Origin of the sequence: Kluyvera intermedia, assembly GCF_034424175.1 — a bacterium.
Classification (GTDB): Bacteria; Pseudomonadota; Gammaproteobacteria; order Enterobacterales; family Enterobacteriaceae; genus Kluyvera; species Kluyvera intermedia.
Map to the genome: position 1 here is coordinate 1,019,571 of NZ_CP139986.1, position 19,390 is coordinate 1,038,960.

The window sequence follows — 19,390 nt, forward strand, 5'->3', positions numbered from 1 at the left end:
AACCATGATGAAAAAAGCCCTGTTAGTGGTGAGCTTCGGCACCAGCTACCCCGAGACCTGTGAGAAGAACATTGTTGCCTGTGAGCGCGAACTGGCGGCAAGTTGCCCGGATCGCGACCTGTTTCGCGCGTTTACTTCCGGGATGATTATTCGCAAGCTTAAGTCGCGTGACGGCCTTGAGATTGACACCCCGCTGGAAGCGCTGAAAAAGCTGGCCGAGCAGGGGTATCAGGATGTGGCGATTCAGTCGCTGCATATTATCAACGGCGATGAGTTCGAGAAGATTGAACATGAAGCCCAGAGCCTGCGTCCGCTGTTTACCCGACTGACCATCGGCACGCCGCTGTTGAGTGGTCATCACGATTATGTGCGCTTGATGCAGGCGCTGGAGCAGCAGATGCCCGCGCTAAATGCCGATGAGAAGGTAGTATTTATGGGCCACGGTGCCAGTCACCACGCCTTTGCCGCCTATGCTTGTCTCGACCATATGATGAGCGTCCAGCGCTTCCCGGCGCGGGTTGGCGCAGTAGAAAGCTATCCCGAAGTCGGCGTGCTGATTGATAGTCTCAGTCAGGAAGGGGTACGCGGTGTTCACCTGATGCCGCTGATGCTGGTGGCGGGCGACCACGCGATTAACGACATGGCCTCGGACGAAGAAGATTCGTGGAAAACGCTGTTTAACGCGGCGGGTATTCCGGCGACACCGTGGCTCAACGGGCTGGGTGAGAATCCGGCGGTGCGGGCGATGTTTGTTGAACACCTGCAACAATCGCTGGAGGTCGCATGAGCGGAAAACTGTACGCCCTGAGCACCGGCCCCGGTGCGGCGGATCTTATCACCGTTCGTGCCGCGCGCATTCTCGGCTCGCTCGATATTCTCTACGCGCCTGCGGGACGTAAAGGCGGCGACAGCCTCGCGCTCTCCATCGTGCGGGAATATTTAGGAGAGCACACCGAAGTGCGCTGCTGCCATTTCCCGATGAGCGCTGACAGTGCCGAAAAAGAGGCGGTGTGGGACGACGTTTCTGGTGCGCTAGTGCGTGAAGTTGAAGCCGGAAAACAGGTCGGTTTTATTACTCTCGGGGACGCGATGCTGTTCAGCACCTGGGTCTTTTTGCTCAAGCGCATCGGCAGCCCGGAGTGGCTGGAAATTGTTCCCGGTGTGACCTCGTTCGCCGCCATTGCCGCGCGCGCACAAACGCCGTTGGCGATGGAGCAACAGTCGCTGGCGGTTGTCGCCTGCACCGCGCCGGAATCGGAGATTGAACACGCGCTGGCGCAGCATGACAGTCTGGTACTGATGAAGGTCTACGGTCGCTTCCCGCGTATCAAAGCATTGCTGGCGAAAGCTGGCCTGCTGGACTGCGCACTGATGATGGCCGAAGCCACGCTGCCCGGCGAACAGTGCTGGCGCAATCTGGCGGAGGTCGCCGATGACCAGCCGCTGCCTTATTTCTCGACCATTCTGGTCAACAAACAGTGGGAGCTGAAAAAATGACATTAGAACAACAGCTGAAAAAGCTGTCGTTAAGCGGCTTCGCGGCGGCGCTATTGCTGCTGGTGGTGCCAGAGCAGGCGTTTGCTATGCATATTATGGAAGGTTTTCTGCCGCCGCTGTGGGCGCTGGCGTGGTGGCTGCTGTTCCTGCCGTGCCTGTGGTACGGACTGGTTCGCCTGCGCCGTATCGTGCAGGAAGATAATAATCAGAAGGTACTGCTGGCGCTGTGCGGGGCATTTATTTTTGTTCTCTCGGCGCTGAAGATTCCGTCTGTGACCGGGAGTTGTTCGCATCCCACGGGCGTTGGGCTGGCGGTGATCTTGTTCGGGCCGGGCGTGGTGGCGATTCTCGGGGCTATCGTGCTGCTGTTCCAGGCGCTGCTGCTGGCGCACGGTGGGTTGACGACGCTTGGCGCAAACGGCATGTCGATGGCGGTAATTGGGCCAATCGTCGGCTATTTGGTATGGAAAATGGCCTGTAAAGCCGGTTTTCGCCGTGATGTCTCGGTCTTTCTCTGCGCGATGCTGGCGGATTTAGCCACCTACTTTGTTACTTCACTCCAGTTGGGTGTGGCATTCCCGGATCCGCAGGCGGGGATCGCCGGTTCAAGCCTGAAGTTTATGGGGATCTTCTGCCTGACCCAGATCCCGATCGCCATTGCCGAAGGGTTACTGACGGTGATGATCTACGACCAGTTGACCAAGCGTCAGTTGATCCCTGCACAAGGACACTAAAATGAAAAAGACATTGATCCTGCTGGCGATGGTGATAGCGCTGGTGATCCTGCCGTTCTTTATCAATCACGGCGGTGAATACGGTGGCTCTGACGGCGAAGCGGAAAGCCAGATCCAGGCGGTTGCCCCGCACTATGAGCCGTGGTTCCAGCCGCTGTATGAACCGGCGAGTGGCGAAATTGAAAGCCTGCTGTTTACCCTGCAAGGTTCGCTGGGGGCGGCGGTGATTTTCTATATTCTGGGCTACTACAAAGGCCGTCAGCGCAATGATGACCGGTCTTGATAGACTCAGTTATCAAAGCCGTTGGTTTCACCTGCCGCCGGAGCGGAAATTTCTGTTCTGGCTGCTGTTGATGATTCTGGCGTTCAGCTTGCCACCGCTGGGGCAGGCAGCACTGATGTGCTTCACGGCGGCGCTGACCTGCTGGTTGCTACGCATTTCGCTGTGGCGCTGGTGCCGCTGGATGGCGCTGCCGCTGGGCTTTCTGCTGGTGGGGGTGGTGACCATTGTGTTTAGCGTCAGCCGCGACCCGCACGCGCTGCTGGTCAGTGTGCCTATCGGATCTTTTCGACTCGGCATCACCTCCGTTGGCTTGGCTACCGCTAATGACACGTTCTGGCGCAGCCTGGCGGCGCTGTCGGCCACCTTCTGGCTGGTGCTGAATTTACCGTTTCCCCAACTGATTATCCTGCTCAAACGGGCGCGCGTGCCGCGCCTGCTCACCGAGCAAATTCTGCTGACCTGGCGCTTTATCTTTATCCTGCTGGATGAGGCGATGGCGATTCATCGGGCGCAAACGCTGCGCTTTGGCTATCGCAATGTGCACCTGGGCTACCGCTCACTGTCGATGCTGGTCGGCCTGCTGTTTACCCGCGTGCTCATTCGTTATCAGCAAATGAGCACGACGCTGGATATCAAATTGTATCAGGGTGATTTTCACCTTTAAGGACTGTCATGCTCGCCACCAACGATCTCTGGTTTCGCTACCAGGATGAACCCACGCTGAAAGGACTGACGCTGGATTTTTCTCGCCAGGCCGTGACCGGGCTGGTGGGGGCGAACGGCTGCGGAAAATCGACGCTGTTTATGAACTTGAGCGGGCTGTTGCGACCCCAGCAGGGCGCGGTATTATGGCAAGGGAAAGCCCTGGATTACAGTAAACGCGGGCTATTGGCGCTGCGCCAGCAGGTCGCGACGGTCTTTCAGGATCCGGATCAGCAAATCTTCTATACCGATATCGACAGTGATATTGCCTTTAGCCTGCGTAATTTAGGCGTGGCAGAAGAGGATATTGCCCGCCGCGTTGATGAGGCGCTAACGCTGGTCGATGCCCAGCATTTTCGCCAGCAGCCGATTCAGTGCCTGAGCCACGGACAGAAAAAACGTGTGGCCATTGCTGGGGCGCTGGTACTGCAAGCGCGCTATTTACTGCTCGATGAACCCACCGCCGGGCTGGATCCTTCCGGCCGGGCGCAGATGATTGATATCATCAAGCGTATCGTCGCGCAGGGCAATCATGTGGTCATTTCCAGCCACGATATCGATTTGATTTATGAAGTCAGCGACGCGGTGTACGTACTGCGCCGGGGCGAAGTGCTGGCGGCGGGCGAACCGGGTGAGGTGTTTGCCCAACGCGAACTGATTGAACAGGCGGGCTTAAGCCAGCCGTGGTTGGTCAAGCTGCACGCGGAGCTTGGGCTGCCGCTGTGTAAAACCGAGGCGGAGTTTTTCCGCCGTATGCGTGAAAAAGGAACCCAATGACTCAGGCCATTATGTTGCAAGGCACCGCATCCGACGTCGGCAAAAGTATGCTGGTGGCGGGGCTGTGCCGGATTTTCTATCAAGATGGCCTACGAACCGCGCCGTTTAAATCGCAGAATATGGCGCTCAATTCCGGCATCACGCCGGACGGCAAAGAGATGGGCCGCGCACAGATATTCCAGGCCGAAGCCGCCGGTATTGCGCCGGACGTGCGGATGAACCCGATCCTTCTTAAACCGACCAGCGACCGCAAAGCGCAGATTGTGCTGATGGGTGAGGTGGCCAGCAACATGGACGCCGTCAGCTATCACAACTACAAGCCAAAGCTGCGTGAACAAATCATCTCGGTGTATCAAAGCCTGGCGCAGGAGTACGACGTTCTGGTGCTGGAAGGGGCGGGCAGCCCGGCGGAAATCAACCTCCGCGACCGGGATATTGTCAATATGGGGATGGCGGAGATGGCGCAGTGCCCGGTGATTCTGGTCGCCGATATCGACCGTGGCGGCGTGTTTGCCTCCATTTACGGTACGCTGGCGCTGCTGCAAGACCATGAACGCACACGCGTGAAGGGCGTCATTATCAATAAATTTCGCGGTGACGTGGCGCTGCTGTATTCCGGTATTGAGCAGGTTGAAGCGCTCACCAATGTGCCCGTGCTGGGCGTGATGCCGTGGCTTGAGGTTGATCTTGAAGATGAGGACGGCGTGGCGCTGCAAAAGGGCAAATACCGTCATATTCAGCAGCGTGAGATTGATGTGGCGGTGGTGCAGTTGCCCCATATCTCTAACTTCACCGACTTCAACGCGCTGGCGGCACAGCCGGATGTTCGCGTGCGTTACGTGCGCCATGCGGATGATTTAGCCGGTGCCGATCTGATTATCCTGCCGGGAAGTAAAAATACGCTCGGCGATCTGATGTGGCTTCAGGAAAGCGCGCTGGCGCATGGCATTTTGCAGGCGCAGCGTCAGGGGGTACCGGTACTCGGGATTTGCGGCGGCTATCAAATGCTGGGCGATACGCTGATTGATGAGGTGGAATCGGGGCTGGGAACGCTGCCTGGTTTAGGGCTACTCAATACGGTTACCCGCTTCGCGCCGCATAAAACTACCACGCAGGCGACGGCAACGCTCGATGGCGCGTTACCGGGCTGGCTGGCGGCGGTGTCCGGGATGGCACTGCGTGGCTATGAAATTCATATGGGGGAGACCACACGACTGGATGGCGCTCAGTCTTTGATGCAGCTTTGTAAAAATGGTCAGTACAGCGTGGACGGTGCGGTGAGTGATGATGGCCAGGTATTCGGTACCTATCTTCACGGCCTGTTTGATAGCGATGCGTTTACCCGTGCGCTGGTGAACGGACTGCGTGAACGTAAAGGACTGGCGGCGCTGGACAGTGACTTTCATTACGCCCGCTACAAGGCGCAACAATTTGATATTTTGGCGGAATCTATGCGTCAGCATATTGATATTGAAAAGATTTATACGATTATGCGGGAACATCAGGAGCCGTGACGGCAGGCGGTGCGCCATTCTTCGGGGTGGCGCCGAGGTTTGATAGGGTAAATTACAGGCAAAAAAAAACACCCTTGTGGGTGTCATTTTAGTTGGTTGCGGGGGCCAGATTTGAACTGACGACCTTCGGGTTATGAGCCCGACGAGCTACCGGGCTGCTCCACCCCGCGTCCGTCACTACTCTTACATCGAGTAATGCTTGCTTCTTTTACTGCTTAGTTGGTTGCGGGGGCCAGATTTGAACTGACGACCTTCGGGTTATGAGCCCGACGAGCTACCAGGCTGCTCCACCCCGCGTCCGTCATTACTCTTCCATCGAGTAATGCTTGCTTCTTTTACTGCTTAGTTGGTTGCGGGGGCCAGATTTGAACTGACGACCTTCGGGTTATGAGCCCGACGAGCTACCAGGCTGCTCCACCCCGCGTCCGAGCACTACTCTTCCGTCGAGTAATGTTTACTTCTTTACTGCTTAATTGGTTGCGGGGGCCAGATTTGAACTGACGACCTTCGGGTTATGAGCCCGACGAGCTACCAGGCTGCTCCACCCCGCGTCCGTGGAAGCGCACTATACTCTGCTGAACATTTGTTGCAACCCATTTTTGAGATAAATCACTCATTTTTTTACAGGTTGTCCGGATTTGGCATGAATTGCGCTTTTTTTGTGCAGAATTATTGCAAGCAAGCGTTCACGCATTTCAATACCCCTGGCGGTTTGTTATCTTCATCGGGCACTTTCGATTATGCGGAAAATAGAAGACACCATGAAAGGACGTTGGGCAAAATATGCAGTAACAGGGGCAATGCTGGCGATGCTGGCGGCCTGTTCGTCAAAACCGACCGATCGCGGTCAGCAGTATAAAGACGGGAAATTCACCCAGCCTTTCTCACTGGTCAATCAACCTGATGCCGTCGGCGCGCCAATAAATGCGGGCGACTTTGCAGAGCAGGTCAATCAGATTCGTAACGCCTCTCCGCGCCTGTATGGCAACCAGAGCAATATTTATAGCGCGGTGCAGCAGTGGCTGCTCGCCGGTGGTGATACCCGCACCATGCGTCAGTACGGCCTTGATGCCTGGCAGATGGAAGGCACCGATAACTACGGCAACGTACAGTTTACCGGCTACTACACGCCGGTGGTGCAGGCGCGTCATACACGCCAGGGCGAGTTCCAGTATCCGCTTTATCGCATGCCGCCGAAGCGCGGTAAGCTACCGTCTCGTGCCGGGATTTATGCTGGACAGTTAAGCGACAACTATATTCTTGCCTACAGCAACTCGCTGATGGATAACTTCATCATGGACGTTCAGGGCAGCGGATATATTGATTTTGGCGATGGCTCGCCGCTGAACTTCTTTAGCTATGCGGGTAAAAACGGTTGGTCATATAAAAGCATCGGTAAAGTGCTTATCGATCGCGGTGAAGTGAAACGCGAGGATATGTCGATGCAGGCTATCCGTCACTGGGGTGAGACGCACAGCGAAGCGCAAGTTCAGGAATTGCTGGAGCAAAACCCGTCGTTTGTGTTCTTCAAACCGCAGTCTTTCGCTCCGGTGAAAGGAGCTAGCGCCGTGCCGCTGATTGGCCGTGCATCGGTCGCGTCTGACCGCAGCGTAATCCCGCCGGGGACGACGCTACTGGCGGAGGTGCCGCAGCTGGATAATGACGGTAAATTTAACGGCCAGTACGAACTGCGCTTAATGGTGGCGCTGGATGTGGGTGGGGCGATTAAGGGCCAGCACTTTGATATCTACCAGGGGATCGGTGCAGATGCCGGGCATCGCGCAGGTTGGTATAATCACTACGGACGCGTGTGGGTGCTGAAGTCAGCAGGCAACGCGGGTAATGTATTTAGCGGTTAAGTGCGGTGTTTCCCCAGCGTCGCGTAGCCCGGCCGAGCGTAGCGACGCCGGGGTTTTGAGCTCGATAAAATCATGTTTAAATTTTGAGGTGTTATGTCTGTTATCAGTGACGCCTGGCGTCAGCGTTTTGGCGGCACGGCACGTTTATACGGTGAAAAAGCCTTGCAAGTTTTCGCCGACGCGCACGTTTGCGTGGTGGGCATTGGCGGTGTGGGTAGCTGGGCGGCGGAAGCGCTGGCGCGTACCGGCATCGGCGCGATTACGTTGATTGATATGGATGATGTGTGTGTCACCAACACTAACCGACAGATCCATGCGCTGGGCGGCAACGTCGGGCTGGCAAAAGCCGAGGTGATGGCGGAGCGTATTCGACAGATTAACCCTGAGTGCCAGGTTACCGTGGTGGACGATTTCGTCACTCCGGAAAACGTGGCTGATTATATGGGCGTGGGCTACAGCTATGTGGTTGATGCCATCGACAGCGTGCGCCCAAAAGCAGCGCTGATTGCCTACTGCCGCCGCTATAAGGTGCCGCTTGTGACTACCGGAGGCGCAGGTGGGCAAATTGACCCGACGCAGATTCAGGTGAGTGATTTAGCGAAAACCATTCAGGATCCGCTGGCAGCCAAGTTACGCGAGCGGCTGAAAAGTGAATTTGGCGTGGTGAAGAACAGCAAAGGCAAGCTGGGCGTAGACTGCGTCTTTTCTACCGAAGCGCTGGTCTATCCGCAGTCGGACGGTTCCGTCTGCGCGATGAAAAGCACTGCGGAAGGGCCAAAGCGCATGGACTGTGCATCCGGTTTTGGCGCAGCCACTATGGTCACCGCCACCTTTGGTTTTGTGGCGGTATCGCATGCGTTGAAAAAGATGCTCGCGAAAGAGGCGCGTCAGGCTAGCGTCTGACGCGCAGCGTTAACCATTGCCTCGCAAAGGGCCGTCAGACCCTGAGTGCGTGAGGCGCTAAGCTGGCCGCTTAGCCCCAGATCATCAAACAGGCCCAGCGGATCGTTTTCGACAATATCCGCGGGTCTTTTGCCTTCCACGGCGGTCAACAGTACTGCCAGCAGCCCGCGGACAATTCTCCCCTCGCTATCGCCAAAGAAGTGCAATGTGCCGTTTGTTTGCAGCGTATAGCCCAACCAGACGCGGTTTTCGCAGCCGGGAATCTCTTGTGCCTGGGCTTTCAGGTCGTCGGAAAGCGGGGGAAGCTGCTTACCCAACAAAATCAGCTGACGGTATTTGTCTTCCCACTGCGAAAGGGCGCTAAACTGCTGCCGCAACGTTTCAGGCGTTACGGTGGTGCCGAACGGGTGTCCAGCGAGTAAAGAAGTTGTCATCAATCCACCAGGAGTTCGAGTGCACGGTCGACGGCGCTGACCAGCGCGTGAACATCGTCTTGCGTATTATAAGGCGCAAACGAGGCGCGCAGCGTACCGCTGACGCCGAGCGCTGCCAATAGCGGCTGGGCGCAATGTTGACCGGCGCGTAGGGCGATGCCGGACTCCGCCAGCAGCGTCACCATATCGCTGTGGTGTACGCCTGCAAAATCAAAGGCTAGCAGGCTGGAGTCCTGACAGCGGAATGAACGAAAGCCCGGGCGTTTCGCCAACTCGTCTTCCGCAAGCGTTGCCAACCCACGGCTCCAGGATTCAGCTTGCTGAATATCCACACCGCTCAGCCATTCAAGGGCCGCACTTAGGCCAATAACCCCCGCCACGTTTGGCGTCCCGGCTTCCAGTCGGTACGGTACCGGCTGGGTGGTAAAACCTTCAAAGGTCACTTCGCTAATCATCTTGCCGCCACCCAACCAGGGCGTCATGGCATTCAGCAGTTCACTTTTTCCATACAGCGCGCCAATGCCGGTTGGCCCATAGAGTTTGTGGCCGGAGAAAGCATAAAAGTCGATATCCAGCGCCTGAACATCTGCCGGGAAATGTACCGCGCCTTGAGCGCCGTCGACCATCACCACCATCCCAGCCTGATGAGCAAGGGTAATGGCGAGCGCCAGATCCGGACAACCGCCGGTGACGTTGGACATTTGTCCCAGCGCCAGAATGCGGCTGCGTGGGGTAATCAGCGTGGTCAGTTGCGCAACGTCCGGCAGATTATCGGCCCCTAAAGGTAGCTGCACGACTTTCGCGCCAGTTTGCTCAGCAACCATCAGCCACGGCACCAGATTAGCGTGATGCTCAGCGACGCTGACGATAATCTCATCGCCCGGTTGCAGGCGTGGGCGAGCGTAGCACTGCGCCACAATATTAATCGCTTCGGTGGTGCCACGCGTCCAGACGATATCTTTGCCATCTGGTGCATTGAGTAAATTCGCCACCTGATCGCGGGCGGCCTCGTAGCGGGCAGTTAAGCGTTGTGCCTCGGCAAACTGGCTGCGATGGACGTTACCCGCGCTCAGCGAGTAGAAATGATTCGTCGCCTCGATAACCGCCTGCGGTTTTAACGCCGTGGCAGCGCTATCAAGGTATACCCCGGCATCGTGCAGGGCGGGAAATTGTGCGCGAAACTGCGCGGGGGAGAACGCGTTCATGGAATTCCTCATATCGATAGGCAGATCGTCGCGCAAATCAGGCGCGGATACAAGGTTTGTGCTAACCGTCAGAATATTCTGTTTTTTCTGGCGAAATCCGACCAGTGTCTTATGCTAAATAGTGTTAGGCAAATGTTTATGCCTGTTACGAAACATGAGTTCAATAGTATAAATCGCTTAAAGGAGTATGAAGATGAAAAAGACTGCCGCAATTATTTCTGCCTGTATGCTGACTTTCGCCCTGAGCGCGTGTTCTAGCCCGAACTATGTGATGCATACCAATGATGGTCGTAGCATTGTCTCTGAGGGGAAACCTCAGACAGATAATGATACCGGTATGATTTCATACAAAGACGCCAACGGCGTGAAGCAGCAGATCAACCATAGTGATGTGAAAGAGATGGTTGCGCTGGATAAATAGCGATATCGCAGGCAAAAAAAAGCACCGCAATAAGGCGGTGCTACATTAATCACTATGGACAGACAGGGTAAATGTACAGGAAGTGAAAAAGGGTAGCTTCGCTACCATGATCTGAATTGCAGACCAATTGCAAACACAACAACACAACATCACAACCGTAAGCCAAAAGCAGATCAGAACACGCATTCCGAAAAAGCTTTTCGTTCCGGCTCAGGAAGTGCCGCCATGATAGGTATTTGCTGGTAGAAGCTCAACGGACAAATTATAATGTCTCAGATAAAAAAAACTAATAGGTTAACGACTGTTTCCTATTTGTTAAAATCAATTAACAATTGAGTTCTGGGACTATGTCAAAGCGTTTGCCACCTCTTAATGCATTACGTGTATTTGATGCTGCAGCACGTCATCTGAGCTTTACTCGCGCGGCCGATGAGCTTTTTGTGACACAGGCCGCAGTAAGCCACCAAATCAAGTCTCTTGAGGATTTTCTGGGGTTAAAGCTGTTTCGTCGGCGTAACCGTTCCCTACTTTTAACGGAAGAGGGACAGAGCTATTTTCAGGATATCAAAGAGATCTTTTCGCAATTAACAGAAGCAACGCGTAAACTACAGGCACGTAGCGCGAAAGGGGCGCTGACTGTTAGTTTATTGCCCAGTTTCGCTATTCAGTGGCTGGTGCCTCGCCTCTCAAGCTTTAACTCAGCTTATCCGGGAATTGATGTCAGAATCCAGGCTGTCGACCGTCAGGAAGACAAGCTCGCGGATGACGTCGACGTGGCCATTTTTTATGGTCGTGGAAACTGGCCGGGGCTGCGCGTGGAAAAACTGTACGCCGAGTATTTGCTCCCCGTCTGTTCTCCGCTGCTGCTTACAGGTGAGAAGGCGTTGAAAACGCCCGCCGATTTGGCAAAACACACGCTGCTGCATGACGCTTCTCGTCGCGACTGGCAAACATACACGCGCCAGCTCGGGCTCAACCACATCAATGTGCAGCAAGGCCCTATTTTTAGCCATAGCGCTATGGTGCTACAGGCTGCCATCCATGGACAGGGCGTTGCGCTGGCGAATAACGTCATGTCGCAATCTGAAATTGAGGCGGGTCGTCTGGTATGCCCGTTTAACGACGTCCTCGTCAGTAAAAATGCTTTTTATCTGGTTTGCCATGACAGTCAGGCAGAACTGGGTAAAATAGCGGCCTTTCGTCAGTGGATTCTGGCGAAAGCGGCGCATGAGCAAGAAACTTTTCGTTTTCGATACGATCAATAATTGAATTTAGGGTAATACCATGACCAGCCGTTTTATGCTGATATTTGCCGCCATCAGTGGCTTTATTTTTGTTGCACTGGGCGCGTTTGGTGCGCATGTGCTGAGCAAATCGTTGGGCGTTGTTGAGATGGGGTGGATCCAGACCGGTCTGGAGTATCAGGCATTTCACACGTTAGCGATTTTTGGTCTTGCGGTGGCGATGCAGCGCCGCATTAGTATTTGGTTCTACTGGAGTAGCGTATTTATGGCGCTGGGTACCGTGCTGTTCAGCGGTAGCCTGTACTGCCTGGCGCTCTCCCATTTACGCCTGTGGGCGTTTGTCACCCCGGTGGGCGGCGTAAGCTTCCTCGCCGGTTGGGTTTTGATGTTAATTGGTGCTATTCGACTTAAGCGTAAGGGTGTTGTTCATGAATAAGGTTGCGCTGTATTGCCGCCCTGGGTTTGAGAAAGAGTGTGCTGCGGAAATTACCGATAAAGCCGGGCGTCGCGAGATATTTGGTTTTGCGCGCGTAAAAGATGACTCGGGCTATGTCATTTTCGAATGCTATCAGGAAGGTGACGCCGATAAGCTGGCGCGTGAACTGCCGTTTAGCTCATTGGTGTTTGCTCGTCAGATGATTGTCATCGGTGAGTTGTTAAAACACTTACCGGCAGAAGATCGCGTGACGCCAATCGTCGGCATGCTGCAAGGTGTTGTAGAGAAGGGCGGCGATCTGCGCGTGGAAGTGGCGGATACCAACGAAAGCAAAGAGTTGTTGAAATTCTGTCGTAAGCTCACCGTACCGCTGCGTTCGGCGCTACGCGAAGCAAAGGTGCTGGCCCCGTACGAAACGACTAAGCGTCCGGTGGTGCACGTGTTCTTTATTGCACCGGGCTGCTGCTATACCGGTTACTCCTATAGCACCAATAATTCGCCGTTCTATATGGGTATCCCGCGTCTGAAGTTCCCGTCTGACGCACCAAGCCGCTCAACGCTGAAGCTTGAAGAGGCGTTCCATATCTTTATTCCTGCCGATGAGTGGGAAGAGCGTTTGGGGAACGGGATGTACGCCGTTGACCTCGGCGCGTGTCCGGGTGGCTGGACCTATCAGCTGGTGAAACGCAATATGTGGGTTTCGTCTGTTGATAACGGCCCCATGGCGCAAAGCCTGATGGACACCGGTCAGGTGACCTGGCTGCGTGAAGACGGTTTCCGTTATCGCCCGACTCGCAGCAACATTTCGTGGATGGTATGCGATATGGTTGAGCGCCCGGCGAAAGTCTCTGCGCTGATGGCTGAGTGGTTGGTGAACGGCTGGTGCCGTGAGACCATTTTCAACCTGAAGCTGCCGATGAAAAAACGTTACGAAGAGCTGTCGAATAACCTGGCGTATATCCAGGAGAAGCTTGATGAGCATGGGATTAATGCGCAGATTCAGGCGCGCCAGCTGTACCATGATCGTGAAGAAGTGACCGTTCACGTTCGCCGTCTGTGGGCTGCCGTCGGTGGTCGTCGCGACGAGCGTTAAACACCTGTATCCCGGCTGAGCGTAGCGATGCCGGGAAGCTCGCTGAGTTTAACTGCCTGATGACGTCGTGTTTATCAGGCCAGTTTCATCTGACACAATATGCGTCACATCATCCAGATGCCCAATCCGGGCCTCCCCCGAACGATTAAACTTACTCTTATCAATCAGTAATAAGGACTGTGATGCGCGTTTGAGCAGCGTAGACTTGAAGTCCGCATTGATGGTATTGGAGTCCCACAGCGCACCGCTGCTGTCGATCCCTTCACAGGAAAAAATAAACAGATCAATCTCGAGCGGTTTAAGCTGCGAGATAAGCGATGGGTTTACGTAGCAGCCATACTTGCGCTCAAGCTGCCCACCGGAGCTGATAAGCTGGATATGCTCGCGTTTGCCAAGCTCTTGGCAAATAGGGTGGCTGTTGGTAAATACGTGAATATTGATATCCGGCAACTGGCGCGCCAGATACCAGCAGGTGGAGCTGGCATCAAGCGCAATCACCATTCCCTCTTCTATCCAGGCCTGCGCGCCGCGTGCAATGTCCGCCTTGTGGGCATAGTGGCTTTTGAGTCGAATGTGGAATGGATCGCCGCTGTCCTGGTTCTCACGGTGGAGATATTTAACTCGGCCGTGGTTGCGCAGGACTTTTCCCTGCGCCTGGAGTTCACTGAGATCGCGACGAATGGTCTCTTTGCTGACGTTAAGTTCAACGGAGAGCGCATCAGTTGTCAGGCTTTTATGGTGGATTAGCAGGTCTACTATCGCTTGTTGGCGTGCCGTTTTCATTTGTCTCACCCCATCATTCGATAAACGCCCGCATCAGGCGGGCGTCCCGGCATGAGATTACGGTGTTACCCCTTTTTTTAAAAGAATATTACCGTACTTAGCGCACTCACCTGTGATAACGATCGCAAAGGTTTTTTGCGCCCGCTCGTAAAACGCGAAGCGGTCAATGCGGCAAATCTCCGGGCAGGGAGCCTGCGGAGAAAGCGCATCGCGGTAGCGCGCTTCTACTGACGGGTCGAGGGTATCGCCCTCCACCGCGGCCATCATCACTAGAGGTGGTGCGTAGCTGTCGAGTTCAAACAGTGGGATCACTGCGGCCAGGAGATCGCTGACCTTTAGGCCATCGGCCCGAATAACCTGTGGCCCCATGCTGTGCGCCGGAAAGTGAGCATCGGAAAAAATGATCTCATCCCCGTGTCCCATCTCCGCCATCACCTTGAGTAGTTCAGGGGATATTAACGGTGAAATCGTTTTAAGCATCTTAAACTCCCTCAATCAGTTCCGGTTCAGTTTGCGGATAGAAATAGCGGTATTGATAGTTCACCTGCGCTCTGGCCTGCTCTGGGCTGTTAAACTCACCGATGCCGTACCAGCCAAACATGGCGGCGCCGGCTACGGTGGTTTCGGCATCATCCAGCACCTTAATAGGAATATCGAGCATATTCGCTTTGATCTGATTCCACAGCGCGTTACGGCTGCCACCGCCAACCAGCAGCAGTTCGGTCGCTTTAAAGCGGCCGATTTTTTGTAGCGTTTGCAGATTGTGTGCAAGTTGTTCCGTTAACCCTTCCAGCGCGGCGCGATAGAAATGACCGCGAGTAGTGTTGAGCGTCACACCCTGCCAGCCCGCATTCTGGCAGGCGAGCAGGTCGCACTGCATCTTCACGCCTTCAGCACCCTCAGGAATGACCCGCGCCTCTTCGATCAGCGTTTGCCATGGGGTTTCTGCCGTCCACAGCAGCTTTCTAACCCATTCCAGTACGCCGGAAGCCAGCCATTGCATGCCAGGATTATAGAGATCGACCTGACTATCCAGCTCGCAGGTGGAGCCTGCGTAGTGGCTGAGCAGCGGCGTGTTGACCTGAGCGCTGCGCACCATCAGGATTTCCCACGTGCCAGAAGAGAGTACCGGTTCATCCTGCTCTGCGCCCGCACCAAACAGCGCAAACTGCGTGTCGTGTCCGGCAGAGATAACCGGAATACCGGCGGGTAAGCCCAGTAAGTTCGCGGCATTGCTTTGCAGCATGCCAATTTGCTGGCCTGCTTCAACGAGTCGCGGAAACAGGCGGCGCGATAATCCCGTTGCCTGCAGAATCTGCTCGCTGAAATCTCGCTGGTGGATGTCCAGCATCTGGCTGGTGCCCGCCATAGTAATATCGGTGGTGAATTCCCCGGTCAGCCGGTGGTTGATGAGTGAGGAAATAAACAGCCAGGCGTGGGCCTGCTCCAGCAACTGCGGGTGGTTCTCTTTCAGCCATATCAGCTTGTACAAGGTGTTGAAGCTAAACGCGCCGACGCCGGATATCTGCTGGAGTTGCTGCGGGGGCATAAAACGGCTGATACTTTCCATAACGGTTGCGGTGCGCGGGCATTTCCAGCTGATCACCGGATAGAGCAGCTCGCCGTGTTCATCAACCAGCGCACCATCGACGCCGAAGGTGGTGACCGTGATGCCGCGAACCCGACAGGAGGACAGCTCGCTGCGAATCAGCCGACAGCACTCAGCGAAGCGTTGCACAATGGCCTCCAGCGACCACTGGTGCCAGGCGCTGTTTTCCACGGCAATATCGCTGGCGTTTGCGGTGGCGGCACGGGCAATAATTTTCCCTTGTCGGTCAACGGCAATCGCCCGTACGTTGGTGGCGCCGCAGTCGAGGACCAGGATGACGTCTTGTTTCATATGTAACTCCATAAACGTCGCCGGATGGCGCTGCGCTTATACGGCCTACGGTTCACGCACCCGTAGGCCCGGTAAGCTTGCGCCACCGGGCAAAGCCGCATTAACGTTTATACAGCGGGCCATAGTTCTGGCAGGCGCGGTAATCCTGGCCTTCTGTGTCCATGCCGTGCGCAGACCAGGTGGAAGGGCGATAAATTTTCGTCTCTTCGACGTTATGCATGCACACCGGAATACGCAGCATAGACGCCAGGGTGATAAAGTCGGCGCCGACGTGGCCGATGGTCAGCACGCCGTGGTTAGCGCCCCAGTTCGCCATCACTGAATAGACGTCGGAGAACGGGCCTTTACCGGTCAGGCGCGGTGCAAACCACGTGGTGGGCCAGGTGGAGTTGGTGCGGGCATCAAGCTGGTCGTGCATTTCTTTCGGCAGCTCAACGCTCCAGCCTTCGGCGATTTGCAGTACCGGACCAATGCCTTTGATGATATTCACTCGAGTCATAGTGAACGGCACGCCGCCTTCGGTCAGGAAGCGGGAAGAGAAGCCGCCGCCGCGGAAATATTCATGAATCGCCGGGCACCACTCGGTGGCTGCCAGGCAGGCGTCGGCCTCCTGTTGGCTGATTTCCCAGTGTGGTTTCATCGTCGGCTGGCCGTCAGCATCGCGCTGTTTACAAGAGCCGTCCAGCGCCGCCGAGCCGGAGTTGATCAGGTGGATGATGCCGTGCTCTGCCAGCCCGGTCAGCGGTTTGCCGGTGACGCGTTCTACCGCTTCCGGTGACCAGTAGGTGCGCACGTCGGCAAATACTTGAGCGGTACCGGTTAGCTGATGTCCCATCAGCATCGCCACGCCGTTCAGGCTGTCGTTTTCGGTGGCGACGACGAGCGGTTCGCGTACGCCGTTCCAGTCGAATGAACTATTGAGCAGCGCTTCGGCGGTATCGCCGTTGGGGTATTGATCGGTCCAGTGGCGCTGGCCCTGGAAGCCGGCGGCAATGGCGTTATAGCCCAGCGACTCTTCCACCAACCCTTTTTCCGCCAGCTTCTTATTGCCCTGCATCATGTCGCGGATGCACATCGCCATCAGCAGGCTCTCTTTGAGCACCTCGCGGCTCTGTTCTTCATTACGCTTATATTGCTGCGCGTTCTGGTCTTCGCCGTAGCGGAAGTTTTTATCCGCCCACGCCAGCGCCATCTCCAGCTCGGCTTCATCATAGATTTTCTGGTCGATACGGCGGCGCAGTTCGGTCATATCGACCGCCTGCACCTTCATGCCCAGCCAGGATTCGAAGAAGTTGTGATCGACAATGGAACCGGCAATCCCCATCGACACGCCGCCGACGGAAAGATAGCTTTTGCCTTTCATGCTGGCGACCGCTAAACCGGCGCGGGCAAAGCGCAGCAGTTTTTCTTCGACATCTGCCGGAATGGAGGTGTCATCGGCATCCTGCACGTCATGGCCGTAAATGGAGAATGCCGGAATGCCTTTCTGGCTGTGCGCGGCCAACGCTGCGGCAAGATATACTGCTCCCGGGCGTTCAGTGCCGTTAAAGCCCCAGATGGCTTTCGGGCGCATCGGGTCCATATCGATAGTCTCACTGCCGTAGCACCAGCAAGGGGTGACGGTAATGGTGACACCGACGTTCTGACTGCTGAATTTTTCTTCGCAGGCGGCTGATTCCGCCATTCCCGCGATACAGCTATCGGCGATCACGCACTCAATCTGCGCGCCGCTGGCGTGGCGGAGTTTCTCGGTGATAACCGCGGCGGTGGCTTTCGCCATATTCATGGTTTGCTCTTCCAGCGACTCGCGCACTCCCATGCGACGTCCATCAATCACCGGGCGAATACCAATTTTCGGTAAGCTGATTTTTTTCATTACAGATTCCTCACGTTATTCGGATAAATGTTTAGTTAGCTGCCGTTTGTGAACGGAAACGGGCAAAGATGAAGATGATGGCAAAGCAAAGTGCCGGGATGAGCTCTGCGGTCGGAATATTGCCTGCGGCATCGCTGACAAAGCCCATGACCGGGGTGACGATGCCGCCGCCAATGATGGTCATGACGATGAAAGAGGAGCCGTATTTGGTGTCCTGTCCCAGATTTTTGATGCCCAGCGAGAAGATGGTCGGATACTGAATCGACATAAAGGCGCTGCACAGCGTCAGGGCCAGCAAGCCAACGTGACCGCCGGTGAAGGCCGAAATCAGGCACAGGATCATGGCAAGCAGGGCGTAGGCTGCCAGGACTTTATGCGGCGCGAAGCGGCTGATAAGCCAGGTACCGGAGAAGCGGCCGATAAAGAAGCACACCATGGTGCCGGTCAGATAGTTGGCGGCAAAGCCTGGGGTCATGCCGGGGATCTCTTCGATAGCGTAGCGAATCAGATAGCTCCAGCAGGCGGTTTGCGCACCGACGTAGCAGAACTGCGCCAGCACCGCCCAGCGCCAGTGGCGAATGCGCACCAGGCGGGAAAAGGAGGCTGAGAATGAATTCTGTCCGATGTCACTATGATCATCACTCTGCAGGGCTGGAAATTTGGTAAACATAATCAGCAGAGCGACCAGTAAGACGACCGCGACGATGATCATATAAGGGGTTTGTACTGATAGCACCAGGCTGTGTTTATAGGCGCTGAGTTGGTCGGGCGCCATTTTATCGAGTACTTCTTGAGATTGATGCGGCACGTTAGACAAAATAAGACTTTGCCCAAAGACGACCGCAATAATGGCACCAAAAGAGTTAAAAGTTTGCGCCAGATTAAGTCGGAAGTGTCCACTATTTTCTGGACCTAAAACGGTAACAAATGGATTTGCCGCCGTTTCCAGACAACCTAAACCTGCGGCGATAATAAATAATCCAATCAGAAATAATGTGTAATTCATGACTTCAGCTGCCGGCTAGAATAGTGCTGCGCCGATAGCATATAAGAATAATCCGGTAATAATACCTGCTTTGTAACTTAATTTTTTCATCAGTATCCCGGCAGGGATAGGAATGACAAAGTAGCCAAAATAAAAAGCAGATTGAATCAGGCCTGCCTGAAAGTTACTCAGTGTAAAAGCTTGCTGGAACTGTGGTAATAAAATGTCGTTAAGATTATTAGCTACAGCCCAAAGAAAAAACAGTGAGCAAAGTAAAGCGAAAGGAATAATGTAGTGTCGGCTTTTACCGGTGTCTACGGCGCGGAAACTCTGCGTTTGTATTGTTGTATTGCCCATAACATCCTCATTGGTTCAGAAGCGTCAGAGTGTGTTCAGTCTGGCTAATCAGACCCTAAAAGAAGAGTTCGCTGTGCTTACCTGTATTAATTGGTGGTCAGGAATGAACTCATGAATGCATTTTCGAGTAAAAAAAATGGTTTAATATGATGGCGGTCACACTTAATCACGATAGGGTATTTTTATGTGATATCTATCACTTTAAATTTTAAAAATGATGCCCGTTTGAGATTCAAATTAATTAAAACCCACAGCGAGGATGACCGATTTAATTTATTGCTGCGGAAACGGTCATTTGTTAACTTGGTCAGATTAAAAATGCCCGTTTCAAAAAATATTTTTAATGGCGGTCATTTTTATGATGTAAATATGCCCACAGAATTGATC

19 protein-coding genes, 4 tRNA genes and 1 pseudogene are annotated in these 19,390 nt (G+C 54.7%); 13 read left to right on the forward strand and 11 right to left on the reverse strand.

Features of this window, described 5'->3' with window-relative positions:
• Positions 1–7: 7 nt before the first annotated feature.
• The 7 genes from cbiK to U0026_RS04910 are packed head-to-tail and all read left to right on the forward strand — an operon-like array spanning position 8 to position 5,507.
• Positions 8–787: a sirohydrochlorin cobaltochelatase gene (gene cbiK, locus U0026_RS04880; RefSeq protein ID WP_062773352.1), complete on the forward strand. Its 780-nt coding sequence runs from the start codon at positions 8–10 to the stop codon at positions 785–787.
• Positions 784–1,497: a cobalt-factor II C(20)-methyltransferase gene (locus U0026_RS04885; RefSeq protein ID WP_062773355.1), complete on the forward strand. Its 714-nt coding sequence runs from the start codon at positions 784–786 to the stop codon at positions 1,495–1,497. The genes cbiK and U0026_RS04885 overlap by 4 nt, the downstream gene beginning before the upstream one ends.
• Positions 1,494–2,231 carry a cobalt ECF transporter S component CbiM gene (gene cbiM / locus U0026_RS04890; protein ID WP_062773358.1) on the forward strand — a complete coding sequence of 246 codons (738 nt, stop codon included), beginning with the start codon at positions 1,494–1,496 and terminating at the stop codon, positions 2,229–2,231. The genes U0026_RS04885 and cbiM overlap by 4 nt, the downstream gene beginning before the upstream one ends.
• 1 nt (position 2,232) lies before the next feature.
• Positions 2,233–2,514, forward strand: a complete 282-nt coding sequence (locus U0026_RS04895) for an energy-coupling factor ABC transporter substrate-binding protein (RefSeq protein ID WP_062773361.1) — start codon at positions 2,233–2,235, stop codon at positions 2,512–2,514.
• Positions 2,501–3,178 (forward strand): energy-coupling factor ABC transporter transmembrane protein, encoded by a 678-nt coding sequence (locus U0026_RS04900; RefSeq protein WP_062773379.1) that lies wholly within the window; start codon positions 2,501–2,503, stop codon positions 3,176–3,178. Before U0026_RS04895 ends, U0026_RS04900 begins: the two co-directional genes overlap by 14 nt.
• An 8-nt stretch (positions 3,179–3,186) precedes the next feature.
• Positions 3,187–3,993: an energy-coupling factor ABC transporter ATP-binding protein gene (locus U0026_RS04905; protein WP_062773363.1), complete on the forward strand. Its 807-nt coding sequence runs from the start codon at positions 3,187–3,189 to the stop codon at positions 3,991–3,993.
• Positions 3,990–5,507, forward strand: coding sequence for a cobyric acid synthase (locus U0026_RS04910; protein ID WP_062773366.1), 1,518 nt, complete (start codon positions 3,990–3,992; stop codon positions 5,505–5,507). Before U0026_RS04905 ends, U0026_RS04910 begins: the two co-directional genes overlap by 4 nt.
• Positions 5,508–5,600: 93 nt before the next feature.
• On the opposite strand, the gene U0026_RS04915 is transcribed toward U0026_RS04910, so the two are convergent.
• The 4 genes from U0026_RS04915 to U0026_RS04930 form a co-directional block, all read right to left on the reverse strand.
• Positions 5,601–5,677: transfer RNA gene (locus U0026_RS04915), tRNA-Met, on the reverse strand.
• Positions 5,678–5,727: 50 nt separating this feature from the next.
• Positions 5,728–5,804: transfer RNA gene (locus U0026_RS04920), tRNA-Met, on the reverse strand.
• 50 nt (positions 5,805–5,854) lie between these two features.
• Positions 5,855–5,931: transfer RNA gene (locus tag U0026_RS04925), tRNA-Met, on the reverse strand.
• A gap of 50 nt (positions 5,932–5,981) precedes the next feature.
• Positions 5,982–6,058: transfer RNA gene (locus U0026_RS04930), tRNA-Met, on the reverse strand.
• Between the two features lie 210 nt (positions 6,059–6,268).
• Here U0026_RS04930 and mltA point away from each other — a divergent pair.
• Entirely contained in the window at positions 6,269–7,366 is a 1,098-nt protein-coding gene (gene mltA / locus U0026_RS04935) for a murein transglycosylase A (RefSeq protein WP_062775561.1), read from the forward strand.
• 93 nt (positions 7,367–7,459) lie between these two features.
• Entirely contained in the window at positions 7,460–8,269 is an 810-nt protein-coding gene (gene tcdA / locus U0026_RS04940) for a tRNA cyclic N6-threonylcarbamoyladenosine(37) synthase TcdA (protein ID WP_062775554.1), read from the forward strand.
• Here the strand turns inward: tcdA and csdE are convergent.
• On the reverse strand, positions 8,254–8,703 hold the full coding sequence (gene csdE, locus U0026_RS04945; RefSeq protein ID WP_062775552.1) for a cysteine desulfurase sulfur acceptor subunit CsdE: 450 nt from the start codon (positions 8,701–8,703) through the stop codon (positions 8,254–8,256). The genes tcdA and csdE overlap by 16 nt on opposite strands.
• Positions 8,703–9,908, reverse strand: a complete 1,206-nt coding sequence (gene csdA / locus U0026_RS04950; protein ID WP_062775550.1) for a cysteine desulfurase CsdA — start codon at positions 9,906–9,908, stop codon at positions 8,703–8,705. Before csdA ends, csdE begins: the two co-directional genes overlap by 1 nt.
• A 193-nt stretch (positions 9,909–10,101) precedes the next feature.
• Between csdA and U0026_RS04955 the strand changes: the two genes are divergently transcribed.
• The 4 genes from U0026_RS04955 (at position 10,102) to rlmM (ending at position 13,102) form a co-directional block, all read left to right on the forward strand.
• Entirely contained in the window at positions 10,102–10,329 is a 228-nt protein-coding gene (locus tag U0026_RS04955) for a YgdI/YgdR family lipoprotein (protein WP_062775548.1), read from the forward strand.
• A gap of 347 nt (positions 10,330–10,676) precedes the next feature.
• The gene (gene gcvA / locus U0026_RS04960; RefSeq protein WP_062775546.1) at positions 10,677–11,594 is read left to right on the forward strand and encodes a glycine cleavage system transcriptional regulator GcvA; all 918 of its coding nucleotides are present in this window, start codon (positions 10,677–10,679) and stop codon (positions 11,592–11,594) included.
• A 19-nt stretch (positions 11,595–11,613) separates the two neighbouring features.
• Entirely contained in the window at positions 11,614–12,009 is a 396-nt protein-coding gene (locus U0026_RS04965; protein ID WP_052282103.1) for a DUF423 domain-containing protein, read from the forward strand.
• The gene (gene rlmM, locus U0026_RS04970) at positions 12,002–13,102 is read left to right on the forward strand and encodes a 23S rRNA (cytidine(2498)-2'-O)-methyltransferase RlmM (RefSeq protein ID WP_062775545.1); all 1,101 of its coding nucleotides are present in this window, start codon (positions 12,002–12,004) and stop codon (positions 13,100–13,102) included. The genes U0026_RS04965 and rlmM overlap by 8 nt, the downstream gene beginning before the upstream one ends.
• Before the next feature lie 48 nt (positions 13,103–13,150).
• Here rlmM and fucR read toward each other — a convergent pair whose 3' ends face one another.
• From fucR to fucP, 5 genes and pseudogenes are all read right to left on the reverse strand, one after another.
• Entirely contained in the window at positions 13,151–13,885 is a 735-nt protein-coding gene (gene fucR, locus U0026_RS04975) for an L-fucose operon activator (protein ID WP_062775543.1), read from the reverse strand.
• Between the two features lie 57 nt (positions 13,886–13,942).
• Positions 13,943–14,365, reverse strand: a complete 423-nt coding sequence (gene fucU / locus U0026_RS04980; protein ID WP_062775542.1) for an L-fucose mutarotase — start codon at positions 14,363–14,365, stop codon at positions 13,943–13,945.
• 1 nt (position 14,366) lies between these two features.
• The gene (gene fucK, locus U0026_RS04985; protein ID WP_062775540.1) at positions 14,367–15,785 is read right to left on the reverse strand and encodes an L-fuculokinase; all 1,419 of its coding nucleotides are present in this window, start codon (positions 15,783–15,785) and stop codon (positions 14,367–14,369) included.
• A gap of 100 nt (positions 15,786–15,885) precedes the next feature.
• Positions 15,886–17,661 carry an L-fucose isomerase gene (gene fucI, locus U0026_RS04990; protein ID WP_062775538.1) on the reverse strand — a complete coding sequence of 592 codons (1,776 nt, stop codon included), beginning with the start codon at positions 17,659–17,661 and terminating at the stop codon, positions 15,886–15,888.
• A 31-nt stretch (positions 17,662–17,692) separates the two neighbouring features.
• Positions 17,693–19,003 (reverse strand): annotated as a pseudogene (gene fucP / locus U0026_RS04995) (L-fucose:H+ symporter permease).
• Positions 19,004–19,390 lie beyond the last annotated feature (387 nt).